Genomic DNA, 20,761 nt, shown 5'->3' on the forward strand with positions numbered 1-20,761 from the left:
GTCCGGTGCCGGGACTTCCCGCCGCCGTGTCCGGCGCCGCCGTCCCGTCCGCCGCCGTGTCCGGCGCCGCCGTGTCGCCCGCCGCCGTGGTCGGCGCCGCCGGGCCGGTGGTCGGCGCCGCCGGGCCGGTGGTCGGCGCCGCCGGGCCGGTGGTCGGCGCCTCGGCGGCCGTACCGGGATCGGCCGGGCCGTCCACCGCGGTCGTCCCGTCCCCGACGGGCTCCGGGATCGCGGTCGTGCCGGTGACCGGCGGGTCCACCGCCGGGACCTCGGCGGCCGGGACCGGCGCGGCCGCAGCCTCGGCAACCGGCGCCGCCGGAACCTCGGCCGGCGCCGGAACGTCAGCGGCCGGAACCCCCGCATCCGGCACCGCCGCGGCCGGGACGTGCGCACCCGGGACCTCGGCGGCCGGGACCGCCACCACCGGGGCGGGGCCGGCCACGGCGTCGGTCGGTTCGGCGAGGTTGTCGAAGAGCATCGGCAGCGTCGACGTGAAGGCCGTCCGCAGCTCGTCCAGGCCGAGCGTGAACTGCCCGCTCACCTCCAGCTCACCGCCGGCCGAGTCGGTGACGCCGATCAGGGTCCACGGCACGCCACGCTCGACGCAGAGGCCCGTGAACGCCTTCTCGTGTCCCCGGGGCACGGCGACCATGGCCCGGCCCGCCGACTCGCTGAACAGGTAGACGAACGGCATCGAGCCGGCGGCGAAGCCCTCGGGCAGCGCGATCCGCGCACCGACGCCGTGGCGCAGGGTCGCCTCCACCAGCGCCTGGGCCAGACCGCCGTCGGAGAGGTCGTGCGCCGACCGCAGGTGCCCCACCCGGGCCGCCTCGGCGATCAACCCGGCCAGGTCGCGTTCGGCCGCCAGGTCGACCTTCGGCGGCATGCCGCCGAGGTGCTCGTGTGCCACCCAGGCCCACTCGGAGCCGGAGAGTTCCAGGCGGGTCTCCCCGAGCAGGAAGATCAGATCGTGGTCGGCGCCCGTGGTGCGGGCGAAGCCCATCGGCACCCGCTGGGCGACGTCGTCGAGCACCCCGAGCACCCCGACGACCGGGGTCGGATGGATGGCCGCCGCGCCCGTCTGGTTGTAGAAGCTGACGTTGCCGCCGGTCACCGGAATGCCCAGCTCGGCGCAGCCGTCGGCGAGCCCGCGTACGGCCTCGGCGAACTGCCACATCACGCCCGGGTCCTCCGGCGAGCCGAAGTTGAGGCAGTCGGTGACCGCCACCGGCTTGGCGCCGGTCACCGCCACGTTCCGGTACGCCTCGGCGAGGGCGAGCTTCGCCCCCTGGTACGGGTCGAGCCGGGTGTAGCGGCCGTTGCCGTCCACCGAGATCGCCACGCCGAGCCCGGTGGACTCGTCGATCCGGATCACACCGGCGTCCTCGGGCTGGGCGAGCACGGTGTTGCCGAGCACGTAACGGTCGTACTGCTCGGTGACCCAGCTCTTGTCGCAGAGGTTGGGCGAGGCCGCCATCCGCAGCACGGTCTCGCGCAGCGCCTCCGGCGTCGCCGGCCGGGGCAGCGTCTCGGCCCGGTCCGCCTGGAGCAGGATCAGGTCGGCCGGCTCCCGCATCGGCCGGGCATAGACCGGGCCGTCGTCGACCAGCGACCCCGGCGGTACGTCGACCACCCGGTGGCCCTGCCAGGTGACCAGCAGCCGCCCCGGCTCCGCGCCGGCCTCAGCGCCGGTGACCTCACCGATCGCGCTGGCCGGGATGCCCCACTTCTCGGCGATGCCCAGCACCGCGTCGAGCTTCTCCGGGGCGACGATCAGCAGCATCCGCTCCTGCGACTCGCTGGCCAGGATCTCGTGCGGCTGCATGGAGGCCTCGCGCAGCGGCACCCGCTCCAGCCAGACCCGCATGCCGGTGCCGGCCGCGGCGGCGGTTTCGGTCAGCGCGCAGGTCAGACCCGCGCCGCCGAGGTCCTGGATGCCGACGACGAGCTGGGCGTCGTACAGCTCCAGGCACGCCTCGATCAGCAGCTTCTCCATGAACGGGTCGCCGACCTGTACCGACGGGCGGCGTTGTTCGCTGCCGTCGTCGAAGGTGGCGCTGGCGAGCACGGAGACCCCGCCGATGCCGTCCCGGCCGGTCTTGGCGCCCAGCAGGACGACGATGTTGCCCGGCCCGGCGGCGGCCTTGTTCTGCAGCCGGTTCACCGGGAGTACGCCGAGGCAGAGCGCGTTGACCAGCGGGTTGCCCTGGTAGCAGGGGTCGAAGACGATTTCTCCGCCGATGTTGGGCAGGCCCAGGCAGTTGCCGTAGTGGCCGATCCCGCCGACCACGCCGGGCAGCACCCGGGCGGTGTCGGGGTGGTCGGCGGCGCCGAACCGCAGCGGGTCCATCACGGCGACCGGGCGGGCGCCCATCGCCAGGATGTCCCGGACGATCCCGCCGACGCCGGTCGCCGCGCCCTGGTGCGGCTCGACGAAGCTCGGGTGGTTGTGCGACTCGACCTTGAAGGTCACCGCGAGTTCGTCGGAGATCTGGATCACGCCGGCGTTCTCGCCGATGCCGGCGAGCATCCGGTCGCTCGGCGGGGCCTTCTCGCTGAACTGCCGCAGGTGGACCTTGCTCGACTTGTAGGAGCAGTGCTCACTCCACATGATCGAGTACATCGCCAGCTCGGCCTGGGTGGGGCGCCGGCCGAGGATGTGCCGGATCCGGTCGTACTCGTCGTCGCGCAGGCCCAGCTCGGCGTACGGCTGGAGGTCGCCGGGGGTGGCCGCCGCCGCCTCGACGGTGTCCGGGCCCTGGGAGTAGCCGTTGAGGGGGAACTCGGGCGCCGCGTGGCTCGGCCCGGCCGTCTGGGCCGGGGCCACCGCGGACTGCACCGGGGGGGCCGGGTCGGCCACCGGTGCGGGGTCGGTGAGGCCGGGCTCGGGCTGGCCGAGCCGCTCACTCCGTTCGATCATGCCGGGGCTCCCGCGAAGTGCTTGAGGATCGACGTGAAGAAGCCGAGCCCGTCCAGGGACGGACCGGTCAGCGCGTCCACGGCGTGCTCCGGGTGCGGCATGATGCCGAGCACGTTGCCGGCCTCGTTGGTGATCGCCGCGATCTCCCGCTGCGACCCGTTCGGGTTGCCGTGCAGGTAGCGGGCCACGACCCGACCGGTCGCCTCCAGCTCGTCGAGGGTGCGCTCGTCGGCGACGTAGCAGCCCTCGCCGTTCTTCACCGGGATCAGCACCTCCTGCCCGGGCTGGAAGGCGTTGGTCCAGGCGGTGCCGGCCGACTCCACCCGCAGCCACTGGTCCCGGTTGCGGAAGTGCAGGTGCCGGTTGCGGGTCAGCGCGCCGGGCAGCAGGTGCGCCTCGCAGAGGATCTGGAAGCCGTTGCAGATGCCGAGCACCGGCAGGCCGTCGCGGGCGCCGGCCACGATCGTCTCCATCACCGGGGCGAACCGGGCGATGGCGCCGCAGCGCAGGTAGTCGCCGTAGGAGAAGCCGCCGGGCAGGACCACGGCGTCGACGCCGTGCAGGTCCGCGTCGTCGTGCCAGAGCGCCACCGCCTCGGCGCCGGCCAGCCGTACCGCCCGTGCCGCGTCCCGGTCGTCCAGCGAGCCGGGGAAGGTCACCACACCGATCCGAGCGGTCATGGGTGGCTCTCCGTTGTCTCCGCCAGCCGGATCGAGTAGTCCTCGATCACGGGGTTGGCCAGCAACTTGTCGGCGATCTCCCGAGCCCGGTCCAGGTCCGCCGGTCCGGAGAACTCGATCTCGATCCGGCGGCCGATGCGCACGGAGGACACATCCGTGACTCCGAGCCTCGGCAGCGCATTCGCGACGGCCTGGCCCTGAGGATCGAGAATCTCCGGCTTGAGCATGACGTCGACGACGACGCGAGGCACTGGGCACTCCTGACTGTGTACGCAGTTGGGTGCCGGCCCACGATGGGGCGAGCGGAGCCAGCCTACCCGGCAGACCAGGCGATTGACGCACGGGCCGGACCGGGTGCCCGAGCGTGCGGCCGGCGCCGGGGCGGTACGGGGCGGGAACGGAGCCGACAATCCACCGGAGACAGCCGAAACCGGGCGAGAAGTTCACTCTTGTGGATGGCTGGCGGACGCCCTAGCGTGTGGCGTCAAACGTCCGGTGATCGACGCCGAACGTTCTACTGTCCAGATCCGTATGGCGGACATCACTCCGTCTACGGCGGCTCACCGACCCGGAGAACCCGGGTAAACCCCCCGGAAGGAGCCTTCCATGCGCATTCGCCTCACTCTGGCGATGCTCGCCACAACCGTCGTCGGGGCGCTCGTCGCACCCTCGGCGGCCTCCGCCAACACGGTGACTCCGTTCATCATCGGCGGCGGCACCGTCTCGTCGGCCCCCTGGGCCGCGGCCGTGTTCAGCAACGGCTCGTTCACCTGCTCCGGCACCATCATCGCGCCACGCTGGGTGCTCACCGCCCAGCACTGTGTCAACGGCACGATGTCGGTGCGGGTCGGCAGCGTCAACCGGTCCTCGGGCGGCGTCACCAGCAACGTCTCGTCCACCTCCAGCCGGAACGACCTGGCGCTGCTCTACCTGTCCACCTCGATCAACACCTCCTACGTCACCCTGTCCGGCAGCTACCCGCCGGTCGGCTCCACCAACTCGATCTACGGGTGGGGCATGACCTGCTACAGCGGCTGCTCGGCGTCGACCCAGCTCAAGACCGCCAACGTGCAGGTGACCAGCACCAACGTCACCGACGCGTACGGCGGTAGGGCGATCCGGAGCACCCGGATCAACGGCAACGCCTGGCGGGGCGACTCCGGTGGCCCGCAGTTCTACAACGGTGCCCAGGTGGGCGTCGCCTCCACCGCCGACGGCCGGAACATCCAGAACTACGGCAGCGTCGCCTACCACCGGTCCTGGATCAGCTCGGTGGCCGGAGTCTAAGACCCCCTCCTCAGGGGTACGGCGCGGACGTTCCGGCTGGTCGGGGCGTCCGCGCCGCCCCTGTTTCCGGCACTCTGCCGGGCGTGCGCCCTGCCCCGACGATCGTGACCCTTTCCCGGCGACTGCGCCGCCGCGGGTACGAGTGCGCCGGCCGGGCCCTTTCGCAGCATGCGGTGATGTGAACAGACCTCACAAAGGGTGGGCGTCGTCTCTGCCAGCATCAATCGTGTGCTGGTCGTGACGACGGATCACCTTCCGGGGTACGAGATCCGCGCAGTGCTCGGCGAAGTCGTGTCATCCCAGGCCCGAACCCGTAACCCGTACCGCGAGGGCGTGAAGGCCCTGCGCGGTGGGGCGTACGACCCCAAGGCCCCCGAGAACCTCACCCGTTGGCGTACCGACGCGGTCGCCAAACTGGGTGAGGAAGCCCGCCGGCTCGGCGCCAACGCCGTCATCGGGATGCGCTTCGACCATCGCGAGGTCGGCGAGATGTGGATGGAACTCTGCGCGTACGGCACGGCGGTGGTGGCGGTCCGGCAACCACCGGAGCACGCACCCACCGACCGGCCGAAGGTGGCCGCCGAAACCGCCCACTTGGCCGAACCGCGCGACTCCGGCGCGATCGCGGAGTCGCCCAGCGGGCCGGACCTGGGCAGCGCCGCCACCACCCCCACCCCACGGGACAACTAGCGGGAGGCGGGACCGGTCACAGGATCGGCGCGGGGACGTACGCGGCGGCTTCGGGGTGGGCCGCGACCACCGCGGCGACCCGGTCGGCGACGGCCCGGACCTGGGCGGACGCCGCCCCGGTGAAGGCGGCCCGGTCCGCGACGAGTTCGTCGATCTCGGCCCGGCCCAGGCCCAGCCGGCCGTCCGCGGCGAGCCGGTCGAACAGGTCGTTCCCGGCCGCGCCCTTCTCCCGCATGGCCAGCGCCACGGCCACCGCGTGTTCCTTGATCACCTCGTGCGCGGTCTCCCGGCCGACCCCGCGGCGCACCGCGGCCACCAGCAGCCGGGTGGTGGCCAGGAAGGGGAGGTACCGGTCCAGCTCACGGGCGATCACCGCCGGGTACGCCCCGAACTCGTCCAGCACGGTGAGGAACGTCTGGAACAGCCCGTCGGCAGCGAAGAAGGCGTCCGGCAGCGCCACCCGGCGCACCACCGAGCAGGAGACGTCGCCCTCGTTCCACTGGTCGCCGGCCAGCTCGCCGACCATGGAGAGATAGCCCCGGATGATCACGGCGAAGCCGTTCACCCGTTCGCTGGAGCGGGTGTTCATCTTGTGCGGCATCGCGCTGGACCCGACCTGGCCGGGGCGGAAGCCCTCGGTGGCCAGCTCCTGGCCGACCATCAGCCGGATCGTGGTGGCCAGGCTGCTCGGCGCGGCGGCGACCTGGGCCAGCGCGGAGAGGACGTCGAAGTCCAGTGAACGCGGGTAGACCTGGCCGACGCTGGCCAGCACCCGCCGGAAGCCGAGGTGCCCGGCGACCCGGCGCTCCAGCTCGGCCAGCCGCTCGGCGTCACCGTCGAGCAGGTCGAGCTGGTCGGCGGCGGTGCCGACCGGCCCCTTGATGCCGCGCAGCGGATAGCGGTCGAGCAGGTCGGTCAGCCGGTCGTACGCGATCAGCAGTTCCTCGGCCGCCGTGCCGAACCGCTTGCCGAGCGTGGTGGCCTGGGCGGCGACGTTGTGCGAGCGGCCGGTCATCACCAGGTCGGAGTGCTCGACGGCGAGCCGGGCCAGCCGGGCCAGCGTGGCGACGACCCGGTCCCGGACCAGCTCCAGCGAGGCGCGCACCTGGAGCTGCTCGACGTTCTCGGTGAGATCCCGCGAGGTCATCCCCTTGTGCACGTGCTCGTGCCCGGCCAGCGCGCTGAACTCCTCGATCCGCGCCTTGACGTCGTGCCGGGTCACCCGCTCCCGGGCCGCGATCGAGGCCAGGTCGACCTGGTCCAGCACCCGCTCGTACGCCTCGACCACGCCGTCCGGCACCGGCACGCCGAGGTCGCGCTGGGCCCGGAGTACGGCGAGCCAGAGCCGCCGTTCCATCCGGATCTTCTCCTCCGGGGACCAGAGCGTGGCCAGCTCGGTCGAGGCGTACCGGTTGGCGAGGACGTTGGGGATGCTCGTCACCTCGCCATTCTCGACCATCCCGGCGCGGCGACGGCCACCGGCCTGGAGGGCCGCACCCCTCAGCCCGCCACGGCTGGTGGGGAGGAATTCGCCTCCCCGCCCGCAGCCGTCCGGCCGACCCGGATGGCGAGCCGGTCCAGGTAGCCGACCTGGAGCGCCGCGAAGGCCACCACCAGCAGCAGGACGAGGGCCAGGGGAAGGACCAGACCGAGCAGGCCGTCCGGCAGACCGGGCCCCTGGCTCGCCATGGCCTGGGCGAGCAGCGGTGCCGGCATCGTCTGGAGGTCCGTCGCCACGGCGAAGGACCAGAGCGACTGCTGCGCGTTGACCAGCCAGGTCAGCAGGACCGCCAGGGCCAGCATCGGGAGGGCGGGCAGCACGAGGGTACGCCCCAGCCCATCGCCGGGCTGCCACCTGCCGTGCTGGCCCCGGAAGAGCAGGGTGAGGGCGAAGAGCGCGGGTACGCAGAGCCAGCTCGGCGGGGTCAGGCCCAGGAACGAGTCGAGCTGGTCCAGCTCCCGGGTGCGTTCGAAATGGGCGACGACGAGCGGACCGAAACCGACGAAGAGCCACGGGGCGAACGGCAGCAGAAGCAGTTCGCTCCACCGGCCCAACGGGCGGAGCGCGCCGATGCCGAAGCCGGCGAGCGCGGCCAGGCCGACCGAAACCAGCGCGGGCAGCAGCGGCGGCAGCCAGGTGTTGACGAGCACCCGCCCCGTGCTGAGATCACCGGGTAGCTCCGCACCGGGCGCGGCGTCGCGCAGCCAGGGCGCCGACGCCCAGAGGTAGAGGCCGAGGAAGACCAGCAGCGTCAACCCGACGGCGGCCAGGAACCCCCGTCGCCCCGGGCCGGCCCCCGCGGCGGAAGTCGGGGCCGGCGCCGCCGGCCGCTCCCCCCAGCCGTCGAACTCGATCCGGGCTCGGGTCGCCAGCAGCAGGCCGAGCGCGCCGAGCCCGAGCACACCGAGCAGCACCAGCAACAGCGTGCCGACGGCGGCGGCCGCGCCGAACTGCATCCGTACGAAGCCGCTCTGCGACAGGTGCAGCAGCGGGGTTGTCGTCGTACCCTCCGGGCCGCCCAGGGTGAGCAGCGCCGGGGCGGTGTGCACCTGTATCGCCATCGCGAGGACGCCCAGGCCGAGGAACCCGGCGACGGTCAGCAGGGCCGGTCCCGGGCTCAGGCCGGGCGTCCGGCGTCGCAGCGCGCTCAGGTAGGCGGTCGTCGCCACCGCGACGACCAGCCCGAAGGACGTCGCCGCGACCACCCCGAGCAGCGCCGCACGCGGGTCCTCGGCCAGTCCGGCCGGGTCCAGCCGGTACTCCCGCCAGCCGAGCAGCAGCGCGACGGGGGCGTACCCGGCGACCGGCAGGGCGAGCACGCCGCGGGTGACCAGTCGGGCCACCCGGCCCGCCCGGTCGGCGAGCAACGCGAGTGCCGGGGCGACCAGCAGCGCGAGCGCGAGCGGCAGCAGGGCGAGCAGCAGCGCGAAGCCGACCTGTCCGGCGAGGCCGTCCGTGAAGACCTGCCGGTAGTTCTCCCCGCCGACCGGTTCCGCAGCGTTGCGTCCCAGCGGATCGGTCCGCTGGAGGCTGGTGAGCACTGTGGAGAGTGTCGGCAGGACGTACGACCAGGTCAGTGCGAGCAGCGCCGGCAGCAGCAGCACGAGCCCGAGCAGGCGGCGGCCCGACGAGCTCGGACCGCCCGACGGCTGGGGCCGGTATTGCGTGCCGTCCGGCGGCGGTGCGGAGGGAACGGCGGCCGGCCGCTCTACCGGATAGCTCATTGCCTGGACCTCCGTCACCGCTGTTGATCGCGCACGATACTCCGGCCGATCAACCACACGGTGAACTCACCATTTCGGAAGACCTCGGCGCTCCGCGTCACCCCGTCGGCCGGCCGCCGCCGGAGAGTCCCCGGTAGTCCTGCATCCGCCGACGCTGTCGCCAGGACTGGTAGCCGGCGATGCCGGCGAGCGGCACCGTCACCACCGTACGGGCGATGTCGCCGGGGTCCCGATCGCCGAGCAGCAGCATCATCAGTGACAGCACGGCCAGCCCGGCGCAGAACAGCGGCACCCAGCCCGCCGGCAGGTTGCGGGCGATGAGATCGTGGGCCAGCTCGTCGACGCGAGGATCGTCGGTGTGCCCGTCCCGGAGCGCCCGACGCACCGCCCGGCGGGTGGCCGGGTCGCTCCCCTCTACCAGTGGCGGGTCGATACGCCGCCGCCCGAACTGCCAGGCCAGGACCAGCAGGCCCGCGATCAGCAGCCCCGCACCGCCACCGATCAGGACCCAGCTCCCGGTCGACACCTCCGAGCCCACTAACAGACCACCGAGAATGACCGGCACAGCCACCGCGACCGAGACGACGATGGCGGACAGCCACATCCGTCTCGTCAGGCGCTGCCGCGCCCGGTCCCGCAGCATCGTCCGCTCGCCGTCGTCCAACGCCCCCGTCACGATGGCCACCTCCAGCCCTTGATGCCCATGGCATGCGCGGAGATACCCATCCACGCCCGGTGCGAATCCGCTTCGGTCCTATCTGGACGGTGTCGCAGGATCCGGCACCGGCGCCGCGCCGACGGCGTCCGGCAGCACGGCACCCGCCGGTACGGTCGGGACCGGGTGCTCGCCAGAGGGCGGCGTCCCGGACTCGAGTCGCCGTACGCCGGGGTCGGCCGCCGATGGCCAACACCACCGGCCCGATCGCCAGCTGGCCCAACGGGATCGCCAGGAACGAGCCGAGGGCGTCGTACGAGTAGACCCGGGCGAGCCGGTCGGCGGGAATGTGCCGCTGCATCGAGGTTTCCACCAGCGCGCCGAGCACCATCCCGGCGGTCTGGGCGGCGAGCACCAGGCCCCACGCCCGGCGGCCGATCGTCTGGTCCGCGACGGCCGGCCCGAGCACGTTGACCGCACCCACGTAGGCGAAGTTGATCAGCAGGAAGCCGAGCACCACCGCCCCGACCCAGGAGCGGGATACGAACTCCGTCCAGCCCTCCCGCAGCTCCCGGAACGGGTGGGACCGGGCCGTCGTGCGGTCGGTGACGGGCGGCACCCGTACCCGGGAGAAGGCGAGCGCGGTAGCTGGCGTTGGCGTGGGTCAGCGCCAGCTCCCGGGCGACCTCGGCCGCCGTCAGCGCCGCCGCGGTGAGCAGCGAGAGGATCCGCAGCCGTACGGGGTGCGCCAGCGCCCGCAGCCGGGTGGTCGAGTCCCGCTCGGGCTCTGGTTTCCGATCCGGTTCGCCATCAACCCCCCAAGACATGTTGGGGGGTGTAGACCCGGTCGCGCTTCCGTACTCCGGGGGCCAACACCCTGCGCGTTGCCTGTAGACCTGCCCCTACGAACGGGGCAGCCGTCCGAGGGGGGTGTCCGGACCTTCGGGTGGCGTGCGCCGGAACCGGCAAGCCCCGGCGGGCGCACAGACGGGGCAGCTCTACAGGCCGCGTCCGCACACCTCACGCCGGCCGCACCGGCACCCGGCACCCGGCACCGGGCACCGGGCACCGGGCAGCTCAGCGTTCCAGAATCGCCACCACGCCCTGGCCGCCGGCCGCGCAGATCGAGATCAGCCCGCGTCCGGATGGCGTGGCGCTGAGCAGCTTGGCCAGCGTGGCCACGATCCGGCCGCCGGTCGCGGCGAACGGGTGTCCGGCGGCCAGCGAGGAGCCGTTGACGTTCAGCTTCGCCGGGTCGATCGAGCCGAGCGGCGCGTCCAGGCCCAGTCTCTCCTTGCAGAACTCCGGCGACTCCCAGGCGGCCAGGGTGGCCAGCACCTGCGAGGCGAACGCCTCGTGGATCTCGTAGTAGTCGAAGTCGGCCAGGGACAGGCCGGTCCGGGCGAGCAGCCGGGGTACGGCGTACGCGGGGGCCATCAGCAGCCCCTCGTCGCCGTGCACGAAGTCCACGGCACCGGTCTGCGACGCGCCGAACCAGGCGAGCACCGGCAGGTTGTGCGCCTCGGCCCACTCCTGCGAGGCGAGCAGCACGGTCGAGGCGCCGTCGGTCAGCGGGGAGGAGTTGCCGGCGGTCATGCTCGCCCGGTCGGCATCCGCCCCCCGGGTGCCGAAGACCGGCTTGAGCCTGCCGAGCTTCTCCACGCTGGTGTCCGGGCGCAGGTTCGCATCCCGGGTCAGTCCCAGGTACGGCGTGACGAGGTCGTCGAAGAACCCGCGCTCGTACGCGGCGGCGAGCCGCTGGTGCGACCGTACCGCCAGCTCGTCCTGGGCCTGCCGGTCGATGTTCCAGCGCCGGGCGGTGATCGCGGCGTGCTCGCCCATCGACAGCCCGGTACGCGGTTCGGCGTTGCGCGGGATCTCCGGGCGGAACGGCTGGGTCGGGCGCAGCCGGGCGGCCGCGCGCAGCCGGGCACCGACCGACCGGGCGGCGTTGATCTCCAGGAGGGTGCGCCGCAGCTCCTCGTTGACCGCGAGCGGGGCGTCCGAGGTGGTGTCGACGCCGCCGGCGATGCCCACCTCGATCTGCCCGAGGGCGATCTTGTTGGCGACCAGGATCGTGGCCTCCAGGCCGGTGCCGCAGGCCTGCTGGATGTCGTACGCCGGGGTGCGCGGGTCGAGTCGGGAGCCGAGCACCACCTCGCGGGTCAGGTTGAAGTCCCGGGAGTGCTTCAGCACCGCCCCGGCGACGACCTCGCCGACCCGCTGGCCGGCCAGCCCGAAGCGCGCCACCAGCCCGTCCAGGGCGGCGGTCAGCATGTCCTGGTTCGACGCGTGCGCGTACCGGCCGTTGGAGCGGGCGAACGGGATCCGGTTGCCTCCGATGACCGCGACACGACGTACGGCTTCCACGGCTTCTCCTCCAGAACGCGGGTTGCCAGGACCTTACTGGTGAGTAGGCTACGCCCATGAGTGACAGGTACGCGAGCTTCGCCCACACCGGACCCGGCCGGGCGCTGGTCAGGCGTCTCGGCCTGCCCGACCCGCCCCGGCTGCGCCGCTACCGGCCCGGCGACCCGCTGGTCACCGCCCCGGTACGGCTGGACGGCGCGCCCGGCGGCCGGCTGGTCGAACCGGTCGGCAAGCTCCTCGGCGCGGCCGGCGTCGAGGTCGCCACCTCCACGGAGGCACCGCCGGCCGAGGACGGCCGACCCGGGCCGTACGGCGCGCTCGTCTTCGACGCCTCCGGGATCACCGACTCGACCGGGCTGCGCACCCTCTTCGCGTTCTTCCACCCGCTGGCCCGCTCGCTCCAGCCCGCCGGCCGGGTCATCGTGCTCGGCACCCCGCCCGAGGCGTGTGGAAGCCCCCGGGAGGCCACCGCCCAGCGCGCCCTGGAGGGGCTGACCCGCAGCATCGGCAAGGAGTTCGGCCGGGGCAGCACCGCCCAGCTCGTCTACGTGGCGCCGGGCGCCGAGCGGGCCATCGAGTCGACCCTGCGCTTCCTGCTCTCCGGCCGTTCGGCGTACGTCTCCGGGCAGGTCGTCCGGATCAGCCCGGCCGAGCCCCCGGAGGTCGACTGGTCCCGACCGCTGACCGACCGGGTCGCGCTGGTGACCGGGGCGGCGCGCGGGATCGGAGCGACAATCGCCGAGGTGCTGGCCCGGGACGGCGCCCAGGTGGTGGCGCTGGACGTACCGGCCGCCGGGGACGCGCTCGCCTCGGTGGCCAACGCCGTCGGCGGCACCGCGCTGCAACTCGACCTGACCGCGCCGGACGCCCCCGACCGGCTCGCCGCCCATCTCGCCGACCGGTACGGCCGGGTGGACGTGGTGGTGCACAACGCCGGCATCACCCGGGACCGGACGCTGGGCCGGATGAGCCCGGACTGGTGGGACGCCGTACTGGAGGTCAACCTCTCCAGCCAGGAGCGGATCAACGACGTACTCCTGGATCGCGACCTGATCCCGCGCGGCGGCCGACTGGTCGGCGTCTCCTCGATCGCCGGCATCGCCGGCAACCGGGGACAGACCAACTACGCCACCTCGAAGGCCGGGGTGATCGGGCTGGTCCAGTCGACGGCGCCGGTGCTCGCCGCCCGGGAGATCACGGTCAACGCGGTCGCCCCGGGCTTCATCGAAACCCGGATGACCGCCCGGATGCCGGTGATGCTGCGCGAGGCGGGCCGCCGGATGAACAGCATGGCCCAGGGCGGCCTGCCGGTCGACGTGGCGGAGACGATCGCCTGGTTCGCCTCGCCGGCCTCCGCCGGGATCACCGGCAACGTGGTACGGGTCTGCGGGCAGAGCCTGCTGGGGGCGTGATGACCGAGGTGGTACTGCCGGGGCTGCCGGCGACCGGACCGCTCTACCGCCGGGCGGCGATCGGGCTCGCCCCGGGGCTCGGGCCGGCCCGCCGTTCCGATCGGCTGCCCGACGTCGAGCTGGTGGTCCGCGGGGTCACCGTCGACCGCGAGCACCTGATCGCGTACGACCGGGTCTGCGGGTTCCGCATCTCCGACGCGCTGCCGGCGACCTATCCGCACGTGCTCGCCTTTCCGCTGGCGCTGCGGCTGATGACCGCGCCGGAGTTCCCGTTTCCGCTGGCCGGGCTGGTGCACGCGGCCAACCGGATCACCGTGCACCGCCCGCTGCACGCCGACGAGCCGCTCGACTTCTCGGTACGCGCCGCCGACCTGCGGCCGCACGAGCGGGGCCGGCAACTCGACGTGGTCTGCACCGCCTCGGTCGGCGGGGACGTGGTCTGGCGCGGCGTCTCGACGTACCTGCGGCGGGAGCGCGGCGGCCCGGGCGGCGGGCGGCGCGACCCGGGTGACCGGCCCGCGCCGCCGGCCCCCTCCGCGCTGTGGCGGGTCGAGCCCCGGGTCGGTACGGACTACGCCCGGGTCTCCGGCGACCGCAATCCGATCCACACCTCCCGGCTCGGCGCCCGGCTGCTCGGCTTTCCCCGGCCGATCGCGCACGGCATGTGGAGCAAGGCCCGCTGCCTGGCCGCGCTGGCGGGGCGGCTGCCGGACGCCTACACGGTGGACGTCGCGTTCAAGCTGCCGCTGCCGTTGCCGAGCACCGTGGCGTTCAGCGCGACCCCGGCCTGGACCTTCGCCCTGTCCGACGCGAGGACCGGCCGCCCGCACCTGGCCGCCGAACTCAGCTGACCTGGGGTTTCATGATCGCGGGAAGTCCGGCCCGCCGGGACGGGCCGGGCTTCTCGTGACAACCCCGGGCGGCGTCATCGGGTCGGGAGATATCGAAGTTTGTCGTTGACAGCGTCGAAACGCATCGATAGTCTTCGGCTTGGCCGGAAAGCGCTTTCCTGCCCCGTCCCCGCCACGGCCGGACAACCCGGCCGCGGCGTCCACCCACCGCTGGCGGCGTCCGCGTCCCACCCGCGAACCGGTTGCCGGGGTGGACACACTCCCCGCTCGGAGGTTTTCGTGACCAGCAGAGAAACCACCACGACACGGGTCCGGCGGCTCACCCGGGCCCCGCTCCTCGCCGCGGCCACCGCCGCCGTACTGGCGGCCACGTCGCTGGCCGGCATGCCGGCCGCCTCGGCCGCCTCGTTCAACCTGGAGGGCTGGGCCACCCAGGGCGGCGGCACCACGGGTGGCGGCAGCGCCTCCCCGGTGACCGTCACCGACTCCGCCGGACTGATCAGCAACATGCAGGCCAGCGGCGCCCGGGTGATCCGGTTCTCCGGCACCATCTCGATCAGCGGCATGCAGAAGGTCGCCGCCGACAAGACCATCATCGGCGTGGGCAGCGGCGCGACCATCACCGGCGGCGGGCTCAACGTCGCCAGCGTCAGCAACGTCATCATCCGGAACATCAACTTCCGGGGCTGGAACGACGACGCGATCAACGTGCAGTACTCGACCCGGGTCTGGATCGACCACAACAGCTTCACCGACGGTTCCGACGGCGCGGTCGACATCAAGCGCAGCTCGGACTACGTGACCGTCTCCTGGAACCGGGTCTTCGGCCACGACAAGTCGTTCCTGCTCGGCCACTCCGACGACAACGCCAGCGAGGACCGCGGCAGGCTGCGGGTGTCGTACCACCACAACTGGTTCGACGGCTCCAACCAGCGGCACCCCCGGGTCCGGTTCGGCAACCCGGTGCACGTCTACAACAACTTCTACCGGAGCGTCGGTGGCTACGGCGTGGCCTCCACCTGCGACGCGGGCGTCCTGGTCGAGGGGAACTACTTCGAGGACACCGACGACCCGTACCACCTCGGTGAGGGCGACTCGCCCAACGGCAGCCTGGTCGCCCGCAACAACCACTTCGTCAACTCGGGTACCGGGGAGACCGGTGGCAGCGTGGCCAGCATCCCGTACGGCTACAGCCTGGACCCGGCCGCCGACGTGAAGTCCATCGTCACCGGCGGCGCCGGCACCGGCCGCATCTAACCCAGCGGTAAGGAAGGGCCCCCGCCTATCGTTTTCTGTATAGGCGGGGGCCCTTCCTAACACCTCAGCTCCGCACGTCCGGCGGTCGCCAGACGTGGCCGGCCAACAGGCCGCCGGCACCGGTCCAGCCGAGGTTCATCATCCGGCTCGCCATCGCGTCCGGGTCGTCGTCCGGGTGGTCGGCCAGCCAGTCGGCCAGCGACTCCGCCGCGCCGATGAGGGCGTACGCCATCACCTCCAGCTCCGCCGCGCGGACCTCGCGGCCCTCGGCGGCCAGGCCCCGGTCGAGCATCCCGGCGACCACCTCGATGATCCGGCTCCGCATCGCCGCCAACTCGGCCGCGAACGGCCGCTCCCCCCGGGCCTGGCGGTAGAGCACGGCCCAGCCGTCCCGGTGTGCCCCGACGAACCGGAAAAACGCCCGCAGGCCGAGCCACAACCGCTGCTCGAACGGCAACTCCGGGACGACCGCGCCGACGATCGCCTCCATCAGCCGGGTGCCCTCGCGATGCAGGCAAGCTGTGAAAAGCTCCTCCTTGGAACCCAGGTACGCGTACACCATGGGTTTCGAGATCCCGGCCTGGTCGGCGATCTCGTCCATGCTCGCCGCATGGAAGCCGCGCCGGGAGAACACCTTGACCGCCGCGTCCAGCATCTGCTGCTCGCGTACGGCCCGGGGCAGCCGCCGGAAGGTGGGCGTGGTCGGCACTCTTGCGAGCCTACCTACTCGTGCGTAAGGTTACGCATCGGTAACCGATATCCAGTTCCGGAAGGTCTAACTCCATGGCTGACTTCGATCCGGCGCACTTCGCATCGGTCGAGCCCGAGCAGTTCGCGAAGCTCGTCAAGTCCACCCCGGACGACAAGCTCGCCGAGGTGATGCGGGGCGAGTTGCGCGGCACCGTGCTCGACGCGGTGTTCTCCCGGATGCCGGCCCTGTTCCGGGCCGACCGGGCCGGCTCGACCAACGCGGTCATCCACTGGACCATCACCGGTGGGCCGGACGGTGCCTCCGACACCTACGAGATCGTCATCTCCGACGGGACCTGCCAGGTCTCGGAGACCCCCTCCCACGAGCCGAAGCTCGCCCTCACCATGGGCCCGGTCGAGTTCCTGAAGATCGTTTCCGGTGGCGCCAACCCGGTGATGATGTTCATGACCGGCAAGCTGAAGGCAAAGGGCGACCTGGGGCTGGCGGCCAACATCGCCAACCTGTTCGACATCCCCAAGGCCTGAGCGACGTGCCCGAGTTCTCCCTCGACCTCAACGAGGAGCAGCGGGACCTGCGCGACTGGGTGCACGGCTTTGCCGCCGAGGTCGTACGCCCGGCCGCCGCCGGGTGGGACGCCCGCGAGGAGACCCCCTGGCCGGTGATCCAGGAGGCGGCGAAGATCGGCCTGTACGGCTTCGAGTTCCTCGCCAACTGCTGGGCCGACCCGACCGGGCTCTCGCTGCCGATCATCAGCGAGGAACTCTTCTGGGGCGACGCCGGGATCGGCCTGAGCATCTTCGGCACCACGCTGGCGGTCGCCGCGATCTACGGCGCCGGCACCCCGGAACAGCTCGTCGAGTGGGTACCGCAGTGCTACGGCAGCGTCGACGCCCCGGCCGTGGCCGCGTTCTGCACCACCGAGCCGGAGGCCGGCTCCGACGTCGCGGCGATGCGCACCCGGGCCAGCTACGACGAGGCGGCCGACGAGTGGGTGCTCAGCGGGCAGAAGGCGTACGCGACCAACGGCGGGATCGCCGCCGTGCACGTGGTGACCGCCTCGGTGGACCCCTCGCTCGGCTCGCGCGGGCAGGCCGCGTTCGTGGTGCCGCCCGGCACCCCCGGGCTGACCGCCACGAAAAAGCTCAAGAAGCTGGGGCTGCGTGCCTCGCACACCGCCGACGTCTTCCTCGACGACGTACGGGTGCCGGGCCGCTGCCTCCTCGGTGAGCGCGACGCGCTGCTCGCCCGGCTGGACCGGGCCCGCTCCGGCCAGCGGGGCAACAGCCAGGCGGCGATGCGTACGTTCGAACTGTCCCGTCCGACGGTCGGCGCGCAGGCGCTCGGCGTCGCCCGGGCCGCGTACGAGTACGCCCTGGCGTACGCCCAGGAGCGGGTCCAGTTCGGCCGTCCGATCATCGAGAACCAGGCGATCGCGTTCGCCCTCGCGGACATGCGGACGGAGATCGACGCCGCCCGGCTGCTGGTCTGGCGGGCCGCCTGGATGGGCCGCAACAACCGCCCGTTCTCGGCCGGAGAGGGATCGATGTCCAAGCTCAAGGCCGGCGAGGTGGCGGTGGCGGTGACCGAGAAGGCGGTGCAGATCCTCGGCGGCGCCGGTTACCTGCGCGAGCACCCGGTGGAGCGCTGGTACCGGGACGCCAAGATCTACACCATCTTCGAGGGGACCTCCGAGATCCAGCGTCTGGTCATCTCGCGGGCGATCTCCGGCCGGCAGATCCGCTGACCGGCCGCCGAGGCGTTAGGAAGGGCCCCTTCCTATACAGAAAACGATAATAGGGGGCCCCTCCTTGCACGCGGACCTGCCGTTTCTCGTCGGGACGCTGACCCGGCGGGGGCTGCTCAAGCCCGGTTCGCCGGTCCGGATCGCCCAGCAGCTCGGCGCGCTGCGCACCTGGGGCCTCAGCCTCGCCGGTGAGCTGCGCCAGGCCGCCGCCCGGGACCCGGACCGCCCGGCGATCATCGACGAGGCGCGGGGCGAGCTGACCTACCGGGAGCTGCTGGACCGGGCCGAGCGGCTGGCCCGGGCGCTGCGCGCCGCGTACCGGATCCGGGAGGGCGACCGGATCGGCGTGCTCTGCCGCAACCACCACGGCCTGGTCGAGACGGCGGTCGCCGGCACCCTGCTCGGCGCCGACATCGTGCTGGTCAACACCGGGCTCTCCGGTGCCCAGCTCGGGATCGTCGCCGGGGAGCAACGGCTGCGGCTGCTGGTGCACGACACAGAGTTCGCCGACCGGGCCGTCGGGCTCCCGGCCGGACTGCACCGGGTGGACGAGCGCCGGCTCGCGGAGTTGGTCGACAACGCCCCGCCCGGCGAGCTGCGCCGGCCCGGGCGGGACGGCCGGACCATCGTGCTCACCTCCGGCACCACGGGCGCGCCCAGGGGCGCCCGCCGCCCCACCCCGGGCGGGTTCGGTCCGCTGGTCGCCATCATCGACCGGATCCCGCTGCGCGCCGGGACCCGGATGCTGATCGCGGCGCCGGTCTTCCACACCTGGGGGTACGCCGCCCTCCAGGTCGCCTTCGCGCTGCGCGGGACCGTGGTGCTCCAGCGCCGGTTCGACCCGCTGGCCACGCTGCACGCGGCCGACCGGCACCGGTGCACGGCACTCTTCGCCGTACCGGTGATGGTGCAGCGGCTGCTGGAGGTCCCGGCCGAGGCCGCGCCCCGGCCCCCGCTGGAGGTGGTGGCGGTGAGCGGTTCGGCCCTGCCGGGCGGGCTGGCGACGCGCTTCATGGACCGCCACGGCGACGTGCTCTACAACCTGTACGGCTCCACCGAGGTCTCCTGGGCCTCCATCGCCACCCCGGCCGACCTGCGACGGCACCCCGGCACCGCCGGCCGGCCGCCGCACGGCACCCGGCTGGCGATCCTGGACCGGGCCGGTGACCCGGTGCCGGCCGGAGCCACCGGCCGGATCTTCGTCGGCAACGAGATGCTCTTCGAGGGGTACACCTCCGGCGCCGAGCACGCGCGGCGGGGCGAACTGCTGGAGACCGGCGATCTCGGCCACCTGGACGCCGAGGGGCTGCTCTTCGTCGACGGCCGGACCGACGACATGATCATTTCCGGTGGTGAGAACGTCTACCCGTCCGAGGTGGAGGACCTGCTCGCCGAGCTGCCCCAGGTACGCGAGGTGGCGGTGATCGGCGTACCCGACGCCGAGTACGGCCAGCGGCTCACCGCGTACCTGGTGCTGCGGCGCGGCGAACACCTCGACCCGGAGGCGGTACGCGAGTACGTGCGCCGCTACCGGGCCCGCTTCTCGGTCCCCCGGGACGTCATCTTCGTACCGGCGCTGCCGCGCAACGCCACCGGCAAGGTGCTGAAGGGGGAACTGCGCCGCTACCACCGCGCCTGACGTCGACCGGTGTCACCCCGGCGGGTCAGGCCGGCGGCGTGACCCGACCGGCGGCGGCCGCCTCGGCGATGTCCCGCCGGTAGTGGGCGCCGTCCAGACCGACCCCCGCGACCAGGGCGTACGCGGCGTCCCGGGCCGCGGCGAGGTCCGCGCCGACGGCCGTACCGCTCAGCACCCGGCCGCCCGCGGAGACCAGGGCGCCGTCGGCGGCCCGCCGCGCGGTGCCGGCGTGGATGATCCCGGCCCGGTCGGCGCCGGTGACCACGTCGCCGGTGCGTGGCGTGCCCGGGTAGCCGGCCGAGGCGAGGACGACGGTGACCGCCGCCCCGGGGCGCCAGCGCAGCGGCGGGTGCCCGGCCAGGGTGCCGGTCGCGGCGGCGTGCAGCAGCCCGGCGAGCGGCGTCTCCAGCAGCGCCAGCACCGCCTGGGTCTCCGGGTCGCCGAAGCGCGCGTTGAACTCGATCACCCGCGGTCCGTCCGGGGTGATGGCCAGCCCGACGTAGAGCAGACCGCTGAACGGCGTGCCGCGTCCGCGCAGCTCCGCGAGGGTGGGTTGGACCACGGTGGCCATCACCTGCTCGACGGTGCCCTCGGGCAGCCAGCCCAGCGGGGTGTACGCGCCCATGCCCCCGGTGTTCGGCCCGGTGTCGCCGTCGCCGACCCGCTTGAAGTCCTGGGCCGGCAGCAGCGGCAGCGCGGTCTCGCCGTCGGTGACCACGAAGAGGGAGACCTCCGGGCCGGAGAGGTATTCCTCGACCACCACCTGGCCGCAGGCGGCGGCGTGCGTCAGCGCGACCGCCCGGTCGTCGGTGACCACCACACCCTTGCCGGCGGCGAGTCCGTCGTCCTTGACCACGTACGGCGCGCCGAACTCGTCCAGCGCCCGGGCGACCGTGGCGGTCCCCTCCGGGCGGTCGGCGTCGGTCACCGCGTAGGCGCGGGCGGTCGGCACCCCGGCGGCGGCCATCACGTCCTTGGCGAACGCCTTCGAGCCCTCGATCCGGGCCGCTCCGCCCGACGGGCCGAAGCAGGCGATGCCCTTCGCCCGTACCGCGTCGGCGACCCCGGCGACGAGCGGCGCCTCCGGTCCGATCACGACCAGGTCGGCCCGGGTCTCCACGGCCAGCGCCGCCACCGAGGCGGGGTCAGCGGCCGAGACCTCCCGCAGCTCCGCGACGCCGGCCATGCCCGGGTTGCCCGGTGCGGCGGTCAGGTGGTCGACGGCGGGGTCGGCGGCCAGGCCGAGCGCGAGCGCATGCTCCCGCCCGCCACCACCGATGAGAAGTACGCGCACGACGCCCGATCCTACGGACTGCCGC

17 protein-coding genes and 1 pseudogene are annotated in these 20,761 nt (G+C 73.2%); 8 read left to right on the forward strand and 10 right to left on the reverse strand.

The annotated features are described in order from the left end of the window. Nucleotides 1–304: 304 nt before the first annotated feature. From purL to purS, 3 genes and pseudogenes are all read right to left on the reverse strand, one after another. Nucleotides 305–2,920: pseudogene (purL, locus tag ACQEUR_RS05335) on the reverse strand (phosphoribosylformylglycinamidine synthase subunit PurL); the annotation flags it as partial. Next, nucleotides 2,917–3,600 carry a phosphoribosylformylglycinamidine synthase subunit PurQ gene (purQ, locus tag ACQEUR_RS05340; RefSeq protein WP_433026228.1) on the reverse strand — a complete coding sequence of 228 codons (684 nt, stop codon included), beginning with the start codon at nucleotides 3,598–3,600 and terminating at the stop codon, nucleotides 2,917–2,919. The pseudogene purL and the gene purQ, both read right to left, overlap by 4 nt. Beyond that, complete coding sequence (gene purS / locus ACQEUR_RS05345) at nucleotides 3,597–3,851, reverse strand: phosphoribosylformylglycinamidine synthase subunit PurS (RefSeq protein WP_433026231.1); 255 nt, start codon at nucleotides 3,849–3,851, stop codon at nucleotides 3,597–3,599. The genes purQ and purS overlap by 4 nt, the downstream gene beginning before the upstream one ends. 355 nt (nucleotides 3,852–4,206) lie before the next feature. Between purS and ACQEUR_RS05350 the strand changes: the two genes are divergently transcribed. Beyond that, the gene (locus ACQEUR_RS05350; RefSeq protein ID WP_433026238.1) at nucleotides 4,207–4,887 is read left to right on the forward strand and encodes a S1 family peptidase; all 681 of its coding nucleotides are present in this window, start codon (nucleotides 4,207–4,209) and stop codon (nucleotides 4,885–4,887) included. A gap of 228 nt (nucleotides 4,888–5,115) precedes the next feature. After that, on the forward strand, nucleotides 5,116–5,577 hold the full coding sequence (locus tag ACQEUR_RS05355; protein WP_433026241.1) for a YbjQ family protein: 462 nt from the start codon (nucleotides 5,116–5,118) through the stop codon (nucleotides 5,575–5,577). A 16-nt stretch (nucleotides 5,578–5,593) separates the two neighbouring features. Here the strand turns inward: ACQEUR_RS05355 and purB are convergent, their stop codons facing one another. From purB to ACQEUR_RS05380, 5 genes are all read right to left on the reverse strand, one after another. Continuing rightward, the gene (purB, locus tag ACQEUR_RS05360; protein WP_433026244.1) at nucleotides 5,594–7,018 is read right to left on the reverse strand and encodes an adenylosuccinate lyase; all 1,425 of its coding nucleotides are present in this window, start codon (nucleotides 7,016–7,018) and stop codon (nucleotides 5,594–5,596) included. A 59-nt stretch (nucleotides 7,019–7,077) separates the two neighbouring features. Beyond that, nucleotides 7,078–8,802, reverse strand: coding sequence for a sugar ABC transporter permease (locus ACQEUR_RS05365; protein WP_433026247.1), 1,725 nt, complete (start codon nucleotides 8,800–8,802; stop codon nucleotides 7,078–7,080). Nucleotides 8,803–8,899: 97 nt separating this feature from the next. After that, entirely contained in the window at nucleotides 8,900–9,478 is a 579-nt protein-coding gene (locus ACQEUR_RS05370) for a hypothetical protein (protein WP_433026250.1), read from the reverse strand. Further along, a complete protein-coding gene (locus ACQEUR_RS05375) occupies nucleotides 9,475–10,284 on the reverse strand; it encodes a winged helix-turn-helix domain-containing protein (RefSeq protein ID WP_433026253.1) in 810 nt (269 codons plus the stop codon). Before ACQEUR_RS05375 ends, ACQEUR_RS05370 begins: the two co-directional genes overlap by 4 nt. A 250-nt stretch (nucleotides 10,285–10,534) precedes the next feature. After that, nucleotides 10,535–11,827: an acetyl-CoA C-acetyltransferase gene (locus tag ACQEUR_RS05380; RefSeq protein WP_433026256.1), complete on the reverse strand. Its 1,293-nt coding sequence runs from the start codon at nucleotides 11,825–11,827 to the stop codon at nucleotides 10,535–10,537. Between the two features lie 56 nt (nucleotides 11,828–11,883). On the opposite strand from ACQEUR_RS05380, the gene ACQEUR_RS05385 reads away from it, so the two are divergent. The 3 genes from ACQEUR_RS05385 (at nucleotide 11,884) to ACQEUR_RS05395 (ending at nucleotide 15,347) form a co-directional block, all read left to right on the forward strand. Further along, nucleotides 11,884–13,239 carry a 3-oxoacyl-ACP reductase gene (locus ACQEUR_RS05385; RefSeq protein WP_433026259.1) on the forward strand — a complete coding sequence of 452 codons (1,356 nt, stop codon included), beginning with the start codon at nucleotides 11,884–11,886 and terminating at the stop codon, nucleotides 13,237–13,239. Next, on the forward strand, nucleotides 13,239–14,090 hold the full coding sequence (locus tag ACQEUR_RS05390; RefSeq protein ID WP_433026262.1) for a MaoC/PaaZ C-terminal domain-containing protein: 852 nt from the start codon (nucleotides 13,239–13,241) through the stop codon (nucleotides 14,088–14,090). Before ACQEUR_RS05385 ends, ACQEUR_RS05390 begins: the two co-directional genes overlap by 1 nt. 279 nt (nucleotides 14,091–14,369) lie before the next feature. Further along, complete coding sequence (locus tag ACQEUR_RS05395) at nucleotides 14,370–15,347, forward strand: pectate lyase family protein (RefSeq protein ID WP_433026265.1); 978 nt, start codon at nucleotides 14,370–14,372, stop codon at nucleotides 15,345–15,347. Between the two features lie 64 nt (nucleotides 15,348–15,411). Here ACQEUR_RS05395 and ACQEUR_RS05400 read toward each other — a convergent pair whose 3' ends face one another. Beyond that, a complete protein-coding gene (locus ACQEUR_RS05400) occupies nucleotides 15,412–16,056 on the reverse strand; it encodes a TetR/AcrR family transcriptional regulator (protein ID WP_433026268.1) in 645 nt (214 codons plus the stop codon). A 74-nt stretch (nucleotides 16,057–16,130) separates the two neighbouring features. Between ACQEUR_RS05400 and ACQEUR_RS05405 the strand changes: the two genes are divergently transcribed. From ACQEUR_RS05405 to ACQEUR_RS05415, 3 genes are all read left to right on the forward strand, one after another. Further along, nucleotides 16,131–16,583 (forward strand): SCP2 sterol-binding domain-containing protein, encoded by a 453-nt coding sequence (locus ACQEUR_RS05405; RefSeq protein WP_433026271.1) that lies wholly within the window; start codon nucleotides 16,131–16,133, stop codon nucleotides 16,581–16,583. Between the two features lie 5 nt (nucleotides 16,584–16,588). Beyond that, nucleotides 16,589–17,803, forward strand: coding sequence for an acyl-CoA dehydrogenase family protein (locus tag ACQEUR_RS05410; RefSeq protein ID WP_433026274.1), 1,215 nt, complete (start codon nucleotides 16,589–16,591; stop codon nucleotides 17,801–17,803). Nucleotides 17,804–17,867: 64 nt separating this feature from the next. Continuing rightward, nucleotides 17,868–19,442 (forward strand): AMP-binding protein, encoded by a 1,575-nt coding sequence (locus tag ACQEUR_RS05415; protein ID WP_433026277.1) that lies wholly within the window; start codon nucleotides 17,868–17,870, stop codon nucleotides 19,440–19,442. Nucleotides 19,443–19,467: 25 nt separating this feature from the next. On the opposite strand, the gene purD is transcribed toward ACQEUR_RS05415, so the two are convergent. Continuing rightward, nucleotides 19,468–20,736, reverse strand: coding sequence for a phosphoribosylamine--glycine ligase (gene purD / locus ACQEUR_RS05420; protein ID WP_433026280.1), 1,269 nt, complete (start codon nucleotides 20,734–20,736; stop codon nucleotides 19,468–19,470). Nucleotides 20,737–20,761 lie beyond the last annotated feature (25 nt).

The organism is Plantactinospora sp. CA-290183 (assembly GCF_050936375.1).
Taxonomy (GTDB): Bacteria; Actinomycetota; Actinomycetes; order Mycobacteriales; family Micromonosporaceae; genus Plantactinospora.

What these genes read in the sequence shown, in the direction of transcription:
- ACQEUR_RS05350 (WP_433026238.1), top strand. Translation starts at nt 4,207, where the DNA reads ATGCGCATTCGCCTCACTCTGGCGATGCTCGCCACAACCGTCGTCGGG.
- ACQEUR_RS05385 (WP_433026259.1), top strand. Translation starts at nt 11,884, where the DNA reads ATGAGTGACAGGTACGCGAGCTTCGCCCACACCGGACCCGGCCGGGCG.
- ACQEUR_RS05405 (WP_433026271.1), top strand. Translation starts at nt 16,131, where the DNA reads ATGGCTGACTTCGATCCGGCGCACTTCGCATCGGTCGAGCCCGAGCAG.
- ACQEUR_RS05375 (WP_433026253.1), bottom strand. Translation starts at nt 10,284, where the DNA reads ATGTCTTGGGGGGTTGATGGCGAACCGGATCGGAAACCAGAGCCCGAG.
- ACQEUR_RS05390 (WP_433026262.1), top strand. Translation starts at nt 13,239, where the DNA reads ATGACCGAGGTGGTACTGCCGGGGCTGCCGGCGACCGGACCGCTCTAC.
- purQ (WP_433026228.1), bottom strand. Translation starts at nt 3,600, where the DNA reads ATGACCGCTCGGATCGGTGTGGTGACCTTCCCCGGCTCGCTGGACGAC.
- ACQEUR_RS05365 (WP_433026247.1), bottom strand. Translation starts at nt 8,802, where the DNA reads ATGAGCTATCCGGTAGAGCGGCCGGCCGCCGTTCCCTCCGCACCGCCG.